At 64.7% G+C, this 12,979-nt stretch carries 11 protein-coding genes; 4 read left to right on the top strand and 7 right to left on the bottom strand.

Annotation, left to right across the window (positions count from 1 at the left end; all coding sequences use genetic code 11):
- Nucleotides 1-99: 99 nt before the first annotated feature.
- On the bottom strand, nucleotides 100-585 hold the full coding sequence (locus AC1DW9_RS21730) for an Lrp/AsnC family transcriptional regulator (protein ID WP_069877198.1): 486 nt from the start codon (nucleotides 583-585) through the stop codon (nucleotides 100-102).
- Nucleotides 582-1,634, bottom strand: coding sequence for an agmatinase (speB, locus tag AC1DW9_RS21725; RefSeq protein ID WP_441489204.1), 1,053 nt, complete (start codon nucleotides 1,632-1,634; stop codon nucleotides 582-584). The genes AC1DW9_RS21730 and speB overlap by 4 nt, the downstream gene beginning before the upstream one ends.
- 326 nt (nucleotides 1,635-1,960) lie before the next feature.
- Here speB and AC1DW9_RS21720 point away from each other — a divergent pair, with 326 nt between their 5' ends.
- From AC1DW9_RS21720 to AC1DW9_RS21710, 3 genes are all read left to right on the top strand, one after another.
- The gene (locus AC1DW9_RS21720; RefSeq protein WP_476855178.1) at nucleotides 1,961-3,046 is read left to right on the top strand and encodes a TRAP transporter substrate-binding protein; all 1,086 of its coding nucleotides are present in this window, start codon (nucleotides 1,961-1,963) and stop codon (nucleotides 3,044-3,046) included.
- Between the two features lie 291 nt (nucleotides 3,047-3,337).
- Nucleotides 3,338-4,432, top strand: a complete 1,095-nt coding sequence (locus tag AC1DW9_RS21715) for a TRAP transporter substrate-binding protein (protein ID WP_113514737.1) — start codon at nucleotides 3,338-3,340, stop codon at nucleotides 4,430-4,432.
- A 192-nt stretch (nucleotides 4,433-4,624) separates the two neighbouring features.
- Nucleotides 4,625-5,005 (top strand): hypothetical protein, encoded by a 381-nt coding sequence (locus tag AC1DW9_RS21710; RefSeq protein ID WP_476775661.1) that lies wholly within the window; start codon nucleotides 4,625-4,627, stop codon nucleotides 5,003-5,005.
- 75 nt (nucleotides 5,006-5,080) lie between these two features.
- Here AC1DW9_RS21710 and AC1DW9_RS21705 read toward each other — a convergent pair whose 3' ends face one another.
- The 5 genes from AC1DW9_RS21705 to solA form a co-directional block, all read right to left on the bottom strand.
- Nucleotides 5,081-6,787, bottom strand: a complete 1,707-nt coding sequence (locus AC1DW9_RS21705) for a TRAP transporter large permease (protein WP_441506665.1) — start codon at nucleotides 6,785-6,787, stop codon at nucleotides 5,081-5,083.
- A 104-nt stretch (nucleotides 6,788-6,891) separates the two neighbouring features.
- Nucleotides 6,892-7,491 (bottom strand): TRAP transporter small permease subunit, encoded by a 600-nt coding sequence (locus AC1DW9_RS21700; RefSeq protein WP_441506574.1) that lies wholly within the window; start codon nucleotides 7,489-7,491, stop codon nucleotides 6,892-6,894.
- A 118-nt stretch (nucleotides 7,492-7,609) separates the two neighbouring features.
- A complete protein-coding gene (locus tag AC1DW9_RS21695; RefSeq protein WP_441506573.1) occupies nucleotides 7,610-8,800 on the bottom strand; it encodes a multidrug effflux MFS transporter in 1,191 nt (396 codons plus the stop codon).
- Nucleotides 8,797-9,699, bottom strand: coding sequence for a DMT family transporter (locus AC1DW9_RS21690; protein ID WP_441506572.1), 903 nt, complete (start codon nucleotides 9,697-9,699; stop codon nucleotides 8,797-8,799). The genes AC1DW9_RS21695 and AC1DW9_RS21690 overlap by 4 nt, the downstream gene beginning before the upstream one ends.
- A gap of 63 nt (nucleotides 9,700-9,762) precedes the next feature.
- Nucleotides 9,763-10,905 carry an N-methyl-L-tryptophan oxidase gene (gene solA / locus AC1DW9_RS21685; RefSeq protein WP_441506571.1) on the bottom strand — a complete coding sequence of 381 codons (1,143 nt, stop codon included), beginning with the start codon at nucleotides 10,903-10,905 and terminating at the stop codon, nucleotides 9,763-9,765.
- A gap of 212 nt (nucleotides 10,906-11,117) precedes the next feature.
- Between solA and AC1DW9_RS21680 the strand changes: the two genes are divergently transcribed.
- Complete coding sequence (locus AC1DW9_RS21680; protein WP_476775662.1) at nucleotides 11,118-12,890, top strand: methyl-accepting chemotaxis protein; 1,773 nt, start codon at nucleotides 11,118-11,120, stop codon at nucleotides 12,888-12,890.
- The last annotated feature ends 89 nt before the right edge of the window (nucleotides 12,891-12,979 follow it).

Below are 12,979 nucleotides of genomic sequence, written 5' to 3'. Positions count from 1 at the left end.
TATATTGTCTCCGACATGCGTTCGACGCAAGAGCCCAAGGGCTCAATCGCGCGTAGGGCAGGGCGCCATGAATTCAGGGCATGGCGCCCGCTGCGCTGCTTACTGCTCCGCCAGGGGGTATCCGTCGAAGTCCTTCAGCGCCTTCAGTGCGAAGGTGGTGGCAATCTTGGCCACGCCGAGCTGCGCATCGGCCAGCCAGGTCCCCGTCAGTTCCTCATACTCCGCCAGTGAATCCGCGACGATGCGGGCAAGATAATCCGCCTCGCCGCTGACCACCTGCACCTCGACCACGTCCGGACAGGCCCTCAAGACCTTCTCGACCCGTTCGCGCCGCCCGACCGAGTGGTCGCGCAGCGAGATCTGCGCGAAGGCGACGATGGCGTGGCCCGCGATCTCCGGCGACAGCCTCGCGCCATAGCCGAGGATCAGCCCCGAGGCTTCGAGCTTGCGCACGCGCTCGAGGCAGGGGCGGGCGGACAAGCCGACCCGCTCCGAGAGCGCCTGATTGGTGATGCGGCCCTCCGCGCGCAGGATCGTGACGATCCTGCGGTCGATCGCGTCGAGCTGGACGGCCTTGCGTTTCACGGCCTGCCCTTGCCGGCAGCGCGCGCCTCGGCGATCAGGCAGAGTTCGGCGAACAGGACCTGCGCCGCGCATTGGGCCGTATTCGAGGTCGCGTCATATTGCGGCGCGACTTCAACCACGTCAGCCGCGACGATATCGCGGCCCTTGAGGCCGCGCAGGATCGCAAGGGCCTCGCGCGGCGTCAGGCCGCCGACCTCGGGCGTGCCGGTGCCGGGCGCGAAGGCCGGGTCGAGCGAATCGACATCGAAGGAGACATAGGTCGGCCCGTCGCCGATCACGGCAAGCGCCTTTGCGATCACCGCATCGAGCCCCATGCGGTCGACCTCATCGGCATGGATCACGGTCATGCCGGACTCGTAGGAGAACTCCCAGAGATACTCGGCGCCGCCGCGGATGCCGATCTGGATGACGCGCTCGGGATCGAGCACACCATCGAGTACGGCCTGCCGGAATGGCCCGCCATGATGGAATTTCGAGCCTTCATAGGGCCCGGACGTGTCGCAATGCGCGTCGATATGAACCATGCCGACCGGGCGCTTCTCGCCGACGGCCTTGAGGATCGGATAGGTGATCGAATGGTCGCCACCGACCGCAAGCGTCGAGACGCCGGCCTTCACGATCGTCTTGAAAGTCGCTTCGATATCCTCGTGGCAACTCTCGAGCGAATAGCGCGAGCGGAAGGGCACGTCGCCGATATCGGCAACCTTGAGCTGGCCGAAGGGCGCCATGCCGGTGACGTGATCCATCGGCCCCATGCGCTCGACGGCCCGGACCGCGCGCGGCCCCAGCCGCGTGCCGGCACGGTTCGTGACGCCGAGATCCATCGGCAGGCCAATGATCGCGACGTCGAGCCCGCCGAGATCGGGCTTGCTCAGTGCATCGGGCTGGTAGGGCGCGCTGATGAAGGTCGCAACGTCGGAGAAGGGCCATTTCCGACGGTCGCCCTTGAACTGGTCGGCAGCGACCTTGGCGAAGCGCGGGTCGTGGATGTCGCCCCCGCTCGCGCCGGCATAGCGGGCTCTCAGCCTGGCGAGTTTATCCTGATCCATGTCGCGTCTCTCATCAATTTGTCTGCATTGCGCGATCGGAGGTTGACCGGGCCCCGCGAAAGTACCATGCGCTTCGTGTGCAGCCGTGCCATGCCTTGAGCGCAATTGTCGAGGCGTCTGGGTTGGTTGACGGTGATGCGATGTTTGGGGAGAGCTGCGCAAATCTTGTGCAGGCGCGGATCGGCGGCAGGAATGAAAGTTTGGATCAACCAAACATGCCCGCAAGATCGACTGCATTCCTAGCCAGAATGATCCTTGAAACTTCGCCGTAACGGGACCGAACCCGCCTGCGCATCGCAAAGTCGAAATCCGAGGAGATGTCCATAATGAAGCGTCGTCAATTTATTCAGGCCGCCACTGCTGGCGCTGCGGCCTCCGCTGTCGCCATGCCGGCCGTTGCGCAGTCGAAACCGGAAGTGAAATGGCGCCTGGCGTCGAGCTTCCCGAAGTCTCTCGACACGATCTATGCCGGCGCCGAGATCATGGCCAAGATGGTCTCCGAACTGACCGACGGCAATTTCCAGATCCAGGTCTTCGCGGCGGGCGAAATCGTTCCCGGCCTGCAGGCGGCGGATGCCGTCACCAACGGCACGATCGAGATGGCGCACACCGTCTCTTATTACTATGTCGGCAAGGATCCGACCTTCGCGATTCCCGCATCGGTGCCGTTTGGTCTCAACGCCCGCATGCAGAATGCCTGGCTCTATCAGAACGGCGGCAATGAGCTGTTCAACGAGTTCTTCAAGAAGTTCAACATCTACGGCCTGCCCTGCGGCAATACCGGCGCGCAGATGGGCGGCTGGTTCCGCAAGGAATTCAAGACCGTTGCCGATCTTCAGGGCCTGAAGATGCGCATCGGCGGTATCGCCGGCCAGGTTCTGGCCAAGCTCGGCGTCGTGCCGCAGCWGCTCGCCGGTGGCGACATCTATCCGGCGCTGGAAAAGGGCACGATCGACGGCGCCGAGTGGGTCGGCCCCTATGACGACGAGAAGCTCGGCTTCTCCAAGGTCGCGCCGTACTACTACTATCCGGGCTTCTGGGAAGGCGGGCCGACGGTCCATGCCTTCGTCAACCTGGAGAAGTGGAACGCCCTTCCCAAGGCCTACCAGGCAGCCCTGACCGCCGCCTGCACCTATGCCAACACGCAGATGGGCGCGCGTTATGATGTCGTGAACCCGCCGGCGCTGAAGCGCCTGGTCGGTGCCGGCACACAGCTGCGCCCGTTCTCGCAGGAGATCCTCGAAGCCAGCCTCAAGGCCACGAACGAACTCTACGCCGAGATCTCGGCCAAGAACCCGGACTTCAAGAAGGCCATCGATACGATGACCGCTTTCCGCTCGGACCAGTATCTCTGGTGGCAGGTCGCGGAACTGACCTTCGACGTCTTCCAGGTGCGTTCGCGCGCGCGCTGAGATCGGCAACATCGACTGAGATCTTCTCGGTCGAGATCAACGCGAAAGCCCGGCGCAAGCCGGGCTTTTTCTTTGGTCGTTCGCGCGAGATCGGTCTTCCCTTCGGGGCAGGCGGGCCGGTCTTGTTTGACGGAACTCGCTTTCCCCTGCGACGAAAGTACTATCCTGCAAAAAATGCATAGGGGGCATGCTTTCCACTTGCGCGGATCACAGGACCTGCTTTTCTGGAGCGCGCGCGCAAAGCCGGATCAACCGGTGCCGCTGAACGTCTCTGAGGGGAGAAAAATCCAGATGAAGCGTCGCCATTTCTTGAAGGTTGCCGGGGCGGGGGCTGCCGCTGGCGCCATTGCCAGCCCGGCCATCGCCCAGCCTATGCCTGAGCTGAAATGGCGAGTGACCTCGTCATTCCCGAAATCCCTCGACACGATCTACGGCGCTTCCGAGATTCTCGCGAAGGCCGTGTCGGAAGCGACCGACGGGAATTTCCAGATCCAGGTCTTCGCAGCCGGCGAAATCGTTCCCGGCCTGCAGGCCGCCGATGCGGTGACCAATGGCACTGTCGAGATGTGCCACACCGCTTCCTATTACTATGTCGGCAAGGATCCGACCTTCGCCTTCGGCACTGCGGTGCCGTTCGGCCTCAATGCGCGCCAGCAGAATGCCTGGTTCTACCATGGCGGCGGCAATGAATTGCTCAACGAATTCTACAAGAAGCACAACATCTACGCGATTCCCGGTGGCAATACCGGCTGCCAGATGGGCGGCTGGTTCCGCAAGGAGATCAAGACCGTCGCCGATATGCAGGGCGTGAAGATGCGCATCGGCGGCTTCGCCGGACAGGTCATGAGCAAGCTTGGCGTCGTGCCGCAGCAGATCGCCGGTGGCGACATCTATCCGGCGCTGGAAAAGGGCACGATCGACGCGGCCGAATGGGTCGGCCCGGCCGATGACGAGAAGCTTGGCTTCAACAAGGTTGCGCCGTTCTATTACTATCCGGGCTGGTGGGAAGGCGGCGCTGCGCTGCATTTCTTCATCAACCAGGCGAAGTGGGAATCGCTGCCGAAGGTCTACAAATCGGTGCTGACCACGGCGGCGGCACTGGCGAATGTCGACATGCAGGCCAAATACGATGCCAGGAATCCCGCGGCCCTGAAGCGTCTCGTCGGCGCCGGTGCACAATTGCGACCGTTTTCGCAGGAGATCATGGAAGCCTGCCTCAAGGCATCCAAGGAGGTCTATGCCGAGACCTCAGCCAAGAACCCCGACTTCAAGAAGGTCTATGAGGCGATGTCGGCCTTCCGCGGCGACGAATATCTCTGGTTCCAGATCGCCGAATACAGCTTCGACAATTTTCTGATCCGCGCGCGCGCGGCCAACCAGCTCTGAAGAGAGCGACCCGCCGGGAAACCGGCGAACTCGATCCCTGTCGGACCCCGGCCGCGAGGCCGGGGTTTTTCGCATCCGCCGGGCATGCCAATGGGGCGGCGGCCGGCCATTGCTTTGCCGCGCTTGCGGGCTAGACTCAGGGCTGGTCACGCCTTGCGCGCCGCTTGCGCATTTGTTCGGGAAGTCTTGCGAATGCCGCGTCTGATTGTCGGTCTGCTCGCCGTGTTCGCTGCAACGGTCCCCGCCGCGGCTCAGTCGATCGGCGAGCCCCTCCCTGGCCGCGGCGTCCCGTCGGCCAAGCTGCCTGCACCCAAGCTGGATAAGGCGACGCGTCCCTGCCCGGAATGTGGCCCCGGCTATGTCAGGGTCGATGGTTCCTCTTTCTGCGTGCGCGCGGGCGGCTCGGTTCGGGCCGAATTCGGCAAGCGCTCCGATAATCGCTATGGCTCTGCCGTCGGTGCCACGGCCCAGCTCGAGGCACGCGGCGAGTCCACCCTCGGGCCCGTGCGCGCGATCGTCCGCGGCAAGGTTCAATCCGACCGGGGCTTGTTCGGCGACAGCTTCTATCGCTGATCCCAAGCGCTGCCGTACGGACATGAAAAAAGGCGGGGATCGCTCCCCGCCCTTTTTGTTTCGGCTGACCGGCGCCTATTTGAGGTTGAGCGTCGGCGGGGCGTTGAGGTCGAGACCTGGCATGCTGCCGCCCAGTCCCGGGATCTGGATCGAGTCGAACTGCTTGTCGATCGACTTCTGGTCGAGCTGAATGGCCGACGCCTTGTAGTGCATCACCATCTTCGGGAAGATGATGACGAGCGCCACCATGATGCACTGGATCACCACGAAGGGCACGGCGCCCCAATAGATCTGGCCGGTGGTGACGGGCTCCATCTGCAGGCCCGTGACCTTGTCCTTGTAGCGGTGCTTGGGCGCGACCGAACGCAGGAAGAACAGCGCGAAGCCAAAGGGCGGGTGCATGAAGCTCGTCTGCATGTTCACGCCCAGGATAACGCCGAACCAGATCAGGTCGATGCCGAGCTTCTCGGCCGCGGGGCCGAGCAACGGCACCACGATGAAGGCCAGCTCGAAGAAATCCAGGAAGAAGGCCAGCAGGAAGACCATCACGTTGACGACGATCAGGAAGCCCGTCGCGCCGCCGGGCAGCCCGACCAGCAGATGCTCGACCCAGACATGGCCGTTGACGCCGTAGAACGTCAGCGAGAACACGCGCGCGCCGACCAGGATGAAGAGCACGAAGGCCGAGAGCTTGGCCGTCGACTCCGTCGCCTGCTTCAGCAGCTCGAAGGAGAGGCGGCGCTTGCTGAAGGCGAGCAGGATCGCACCCGCCGCGCCCATCGCGCCGCCTTCGGTCGGTGTCGCGACGCCGATGAAGATCGTCCCGAGCACGAGGAAGATTAGCGCCAGCGGCGGCACCATCACGAAGATGACCTGCTCGGTCATGCGCGACAGCAGCTTGAGCCCCAGCATCTTGTTGATCAGCGCGATGACCAGCGAGACGCCAACCATGATCGACATCGTCAGCACGACGAAATCGGCCCCGGCATCGACCTTGGTATAGAGCTTCATATAGGCGTAGGCGACGCAGAAGGAGATGATCGCGACAACCAGCAGCGAGAACCGGCGTGTCTTGCCGTCGGCGTCGCGCAGGGTCTGTGCCTCTGGCGGCAGGCCGGGAGCGCGCTTCGGGTAGACGATGGTGACAAGGAAGACGTAACCGGCGTAGAGCCCGGCGAGGACGAGGCCTGGGATGAAGGCGCCCTCATACATGTCGCCAACGGACCGGCCGAGCTGGTCGGCAAGCACGATCAGAACCAGCGAAGGCGGGATGATCTGCGCCAGCGTTCCGGACGCTGCGATCACACCCGAGGCGAGTCGGCGGTCATAGCCGTAGCGCAGCATGATCGGCAGCGAGATCAGGCCCATCGAGATGACGGAGGCGGCAACGACACCGGTCGTGGCGGCGAGCAGGGCGCCAACGAAGATCACGGCATAGGCGAGGCCGCCGCGGATCGGGCCGAAGAGCTGGCCGATGGTGTCGAGCAGGTCTTCCGCCATGCCCGAGCGCTCGAGCACCAATCCCATGAAGGTGAAGAAGGGAATGGCGAGCAGCACGTCATTGTTCATCGTGCCGTAGATGCGTTCCGGCAGCGCCTGCAGGAAGTTCTCCTGGAACATGCCGAGGTCGATGCCGATCAGCGCGAAGAGCAGACCGTTGGCGGCGAGTGCGAAGGCGACGGGGTAGCCGAGCAGGAGGAAGAGCACGAGGGCGGCGAACATCACCGGCGCCATGTTGACGCGCAGAAAATCCCCGATCCCCGCGGCATGGGCATCGCCCATATGCAGGCTGAAGAAGGCAGTCAGGGTGAGCGCGAGCAAAAGCCCGGCTGCGCGCGCGAAGCGGGAGGCGGTCATCGGCGGTTTCCGGAGTTCTTCTGGGTTGCTCACGAAGCCAGGCCCTGGGCCTTGGCTTGATCCAGCAGGCGTTGCGCTTCCGCTTCCGCAGCGGCCGCATGGCCACGCAACGTCTCTTCGTCCTCCAGGAGGCCGCGCATGATCGCGATCTGCTTGATGACCTCCGAAATGCCCTGGCAGAACAGCATGAAGAAGCCGACGATCAGGAGCCCCTTGGCGGGCCACTGGGGCAGGCCGCCGGCCGAGAGCGACTGCTCATTGACCGCGTAGGAGCGCCAGAAGAACGGCCAGGAATGGTAGATCATCAGCGCGCAGAACGGCAGCAGGAACAGGAGATGACCGAGAAGGTCGATCCATTGCTGAACGCGCTTCGGCAACTGGCTGTTCAGGATGTCGATGCGGATATGCTCTTTCACCTGCAGCGTCCAGGAGGCGCACATCAGGAAGACGGCGCCGAACAGCATCCATTGCAGCTCGAGCCAGGCATTCGACGACATGTTGAACATCTTGCGGATAATCGCATTCACCGCTGCGACGATGACTGCCAGCAGGATCAGCCAGGCAACTTTCTTGCCGATCTGACTGTTGATCGCGTCGATGATGCGGCTGACCTTGAGAAGTCCCTGCACACCCGCTCTCCCAGATTATGAATGCACGCGACGCATGAGGGCCATGTCGCGCTGGTTAAGCGCTGGTTATACGAAGGTCTGGGGCAGCACAAGATTACGCAGGGCGACAGGCTGGGGATCAGCTGTGTCGCCGGAAGCCGCTGAAACGCAAGGAAAATAGCCCGATCGCCATCATCAGCCACATCGTGGCGATCAGGGACTGCGGCCAAAGTATGACAAGCCAGCTGATCACGATCGTGGCCAACGCACCGACACCGAGCTGGATGGCTCCCATCAGCCCGGCTGCGGAGCCGGCAAGTTCGGGTTTGGCGGACAGCGCTGCAGCTGCCGCACCGGGAATCGTCAAGCCATTGCCGACCGAGCTGATCGCCAGCGGCAGGAACAGGGTCAGCGGCGTCCAGTAATCGCTCATCGCGAACACCATCGCGATGCTCATCATCACCACGGAGATGATCAGGCCAAGCCGCACCAGGGGAGCGGCCCCGCGCCTGACCGCGAGCCGCGACATCGCGAAATTCCCGACCATGTAGCCGAACGCGCTCAGGATGAAGTAGGCGCCATAGACATCCGAGCCCCGGCCCATCGTCTCGACGACGATGAAGGGGGCTCCGGCGACGAAGGCGAAGAACGCGGCCGATGTCATCGAAAGCGCGATGACGTTGACGATGAACTCCCGGTCGAGCGCCAGGAGCGGGAAGGAGCGGAAGACGCCGAGCAGCGATGTCCTGATGCCGACATTCGGAGCGGTTTCCGGCAATCGGGCCGCCGTCAGCAGGAGAACGAGCACGCCGGCTGCGGTCATTGCCCAGAAGATCATCCGCCAGCCGAACCAGGTTTCGATATGGCCGCCGAGATAGGGTGCGATCATCGGCGCCACCACCATGACCATGGTGACGCTGGCGATCTGGCTCGCTGCCTCGTCGCGATGGGCGCTGTCGCGGATGATGGCCCGGGCGAGCGCGAAGGTCGTACCGGCACCAGCGCCCTCCAGCACGCGCGCCGCCAGCAGGACTTCCGTGGTGGGGGCCAATGCTCCGAGAATCGAGCCGAGAATGAAGACGATGATCCCGCCATTGACGCAGGGCCGCCGCCCGAAGCGGTCCGAGAGCGGGCCGATCAGCAACTGGATCAGCGCGACAGAGACGAGATACAGCGTCAGCGTGAGCTGGATCGTTGCGTAGTTCGTGCCGAAATGGCGCGCCACGGCTGGTGTCGCAGGCGCGAGAAGGTTGAGGGCGATCGGCTGCAGGGTCGAGATCGCGACCAGGACGAGCAGGGCGGGCTTCGCTGCAACAGGCTGGCCGCTCATGACGCAGGGCCACCCTCGATCTTGAGCTTGGCACTGGGAACGACGCGCTGGCGATGCAGGGTGTAGAGGCCGCTGCCGGCGATCAGCGCGATGCCGGTGACGGCCCAGGCGTCCGGAATCTCGCCCCAGAGCAGGTGCCCGATCAGCACCGCGAAGGCGACGCCGGAATAGCGGTAGCCGGTGACGACCCCGACATCGGTGTTCCGGAAGGCGTTGACGATGCAGAAGCTGCCAAGCGAAACCAGCACGGCCGCGCCGCCGACATAGACGGTCTCGATCCGCTGGACCGGCACCCAGGTCTCGAAGAAGCCGAGTGCGAAGGCGGAGAGGCCGACGATGATCGTCGCCGTGAACGAAATCACCGTCGAAGGGACGTGGTTGCCAATCCTGCGGGTAACCAGATCGCGAACCGCCGCCAATATCGCGCTGACGAGGGCCGCAATCGCGGCGATGTTCATATGCTCGGGCGTCGGCCGGATCACGACCAGCACGCCGATAAAGCCGACCGCGACGGCAACCGTCCGGCGCCAGCCGACCTTCTCGATGCCGAGCGCCACCGCGAGGACGAGGATGATGAGCGGTGAGGCCATCAGGATGGCGGTGATGTTCCCGAGTGGGAGCTTGGCCACCGACCAGATGAAGATCAGGGCGATTGCGGCCTCTATCATCCCGCGGAGCAGGACCAGCGGCCTGAACATTTCGCCGAGCTTGCGGCCTTCGCCCATCATCCAGATCATGGCGAGGGCCGTCGTCACCGCAAAGACGGCCCGCAGCGAGATCGCCTGCCCGACGGGGTAGACTTCACGTGCCAGCTTCATGAGCGCGTCGTTGCAGGTGAAGAGAAACATCGCCAGCAGCATGGCGATGATTCCGCGACGGTTTTCGGCTGAACTGGCCAAGGCAAGGTCCTGGTGGCGTCGAGAGGCCGTCGCGCAGAAGTTCTGCGCCGGGCTCGCGGCGGCTCACGCTTCCGGAAAGCGGCTGAGCGAGAAGGGTTTGAGATCGAAAGCGGATTGGCCGGTGGTGGAGAGGTCGGCGAGGATTTCGCCGATAGCGCTGGCGAATTTGTAGCCATGGCCGGAACAGGCGGATGCGAACACGGCCTGCGGGACGCCCGGCACGGCGTCGATTACGAAATCCTCGTCCGGCGTCACCGTGTAGACGCAGCCCTTGAGGCTGAGCGGTTCTCCGGCGGCATCGGGCAGGTAGCGGGCGAGGCAATCGCGGATCAGCGCCACCTGGCGCGGGCTCGGCGTGCGGTCCGGCTCGCGCGGATCCATCGGCTCGCGCCCGAAATGCGGGCCGCCGAGCTTGAAGCCGGGATGCTCGTAGAGCGGAAAGCCGTAGAAGGTGCCTTCCTCGACACTGAGGATGAAGACGGGGAAGGCGCCCGGACGATACAGCTCCGGCCGTCGCGTCGTGAACCAGCCGATGGCCTGCCGCACGGTCGAGACATTCGCAGCCAATGCCGGGACCGCGTCGGCGATCCAGCCGCCGGAGGTGATCACCAGCCGGCCAGCGGAATAGGTGCCGCGCTCGGTGCGAACGACCACGCCGCCTTGCGCTGTCGGCGCCCAGTCGAGCAGCGGCTCATTGGTCCGGATCTCGGCGCCACGCGATTGGGCGAGGCCGACATGGGCATAGATCGCCTTCTCGGAGGCGACGAACCCGCCATCGGGCTGCCAGAGACCGACATGTCCCGCCGGCAGCTGAAAGCCAGGGAAACGGCGCGCGATCTCCTGGCCCGAGAGCACCTCATGCGTCAACCCGTGGTCGAGGCAGGAGCGCAGCGAGGACTCGACCGGCCCGGCGCCTTCGGGGGCGAGATCGAGCGAACCGGTGACGTGCAGCAACTGCATGCCCGCTTCCGCGCCGGTCTCGGACCAGAGCTGATGCGCGCGCCGGACGATCGGCACGTAATGCGAGCCTTCGAAATAGGCGAGGCGGATGATCCGCGTCATGCCATGCGACGAGCCCATCGCATGGCCGAGGTCGAAGCGCTCGAGGCCAAGGACCTTCAGTCCGCGCCGCGCGAGATGCCAGCAGGCGGCGGAGCCCATGGCACCGACACCGGCAACGATCACGTCGTAGCTATGACTGGTCATGGGCTGGCCTGGGGGAGGGCAATGCGGATGATCAGAGCTTTAGCTGCAGCCTCGCATCGGGTCCATGCCGGTCCGGGACGGCGAATCCCGCTTCCGGCGCATGGCCCTGCGCGCTTTCGGCCTCTCGTTTGGGCAAGTCGTGGCTTCGGGAGAAGCTTTGTTAACATTGCCCGACCATAAAGGTTCGACTTTGCGCTGTCCGGGATTGGCTGATGTTTCGCGAAAGGGTCCGGCGCTGGTTGGGCACCCAAGACCGTGCCGTTGCAGCCGGGCCTGTCGCCACTGCGGAGCCGACGTCGCCGGCAGAAGCGATCGAACTTCCCGATCCGCTCGACGATGCCTCGATCCGCGAAGCCGTCAATGCGCTCGAGCAGGATGTCGTTGCCGCCCTGCGACGCCTCACCGGGCGCCTCTATGAGGCAGAGCATACATCGAGCCAGGCCGAGGGTGGTTCGATCGGCATTCACAGGCGTACCGGCGATCTGAGGCAGGCGGCCGAGACGGCCAGCATGAATTCGAGCGCGCTCGCGACCGCCACCCAGCAGGTCTCCGACGCGGCCGAGCAGGTCGGCAGCTCGATGAATGGCGCGCGCGACATGCTGGAGGCGGCGGCCATGCGTGCCGGCGAGGCGACGCACATGATGACAGGCCTCGCCTCCGCCACGGTCGAGATCCGCAGCATCGTCGATTCCATTGCCGAGATCGCGCGCCAGACCAATCTGCTTGCCTTGAATGCGACCATCGAAGCGGCGCGCGCCGGCGAGGCCGGCCGCGGCTTCGGCGTGGTTGCCCAGGAAGTGAAGGCGCTTTCCATCGAGGTGCGCGACGCGGTCGACCATATCCGCAACCGTGTCGATCGGCTGACCCAGACGGCCCAGGGCTCGGCCGCGATCGTCAATGATGCGCTGCAAATGGTGCGGGACGTCAATCCGGTGATCGCGGCGATCGGCAGCGCCTCGCTCGAGCAGGCAGCAGCGGCCTCGGAACTGTCGCGCAGCGCCGACGAGACGGCCCGCTTCATCGATACGGTTTCCCGGCAGGTCGGTGAGATCGACGAAATGGCCTTGGGCGCAGCGGCCCGCAGCGCCGAGGCGCGCGCCGCCATGTCGGATGGCGCGCGCCAGGCCGAAGGACTGATGGGGCGCTTCGTGCCATTGCTGCGGCACACCGTCTTCGCCGACCGCCGCCAGCATGACAGGTTCCCTGCGGAGTATCCGGTCGAGGGACACTTCGGCGCCACGACCTTCAACGCGCAGACGATCGACCTCGGCTTGGGTGGAACGCTGCTGCTCGCCCAGTCCGATCCCGGCATCCGCCCAGGCACGGGCGGGACGATCACCATCCCTGGCCTGCCGCCTTTGGCCTGCCGTCTGATGGCGTCGAGCCAGCTCGGCCTGCATGTCGCCTTCGGCGAAGCGACCGTCAGGGAGCATGAGCCCCTGCGCCGTCTGCTCGACGAGATCGAAGAATCCTATCGGCCGCTGATCGAGCGCGCGCAGCTCTTCGCGGTTCGCCTGGGCACGCTCTTCGAGCAGGCACTGCGGGATGGGAAGCTGTCCGAGGCCCAGCTCTTTGACGTCAACTATCTGCCCGTGCCGGAGACCGAGCCGCAGCAATACACCAACAGCGCCTTGCCGGCCCTTGAGGCGCTGTTGCCGCCGGCGCTCGCCGAGGAACTGGCCAGCGATCCGCGGCTGGTCTTCGCCCTGCCGATCGATCGCAACGGCTATATTCCGGTGCACCACCCCGAGTTCGCCCATCCGCAGCGCAAGGGCGATCCTGCCTGGAACGCGCCGCATAGCCGCAACCGCCGCATGTTCCACGATCGCGCCGGCATCATGTCGGCCCGCTCCGTGCGCCCCTTCCTCGTCCAGTCCTACCGGCGCGACATGGGCGATGTCACCCAGCTCATGCGCGAGGTCGACGCGCCGCTCCGCGTGAATGGCCGGCATTGGGGCGGTGTGCGGATGGCCTATCGGATGTAGGAGGCCGGGGCGCTCCGCAGCCACCTGGAGAGTGACCGGTTCCCTCAACGTGCTCGTCCTTGCGCCGGGCAGCGGCATCGTAGAAAGAG

This window comes from Allobosea sp. P4_E12 (assembly GCF_056401655.1).
Note: the sequence above shows the minus strand (reverse complement) of the source record. Positions and strands in the feature narration are given on the sequence as shown.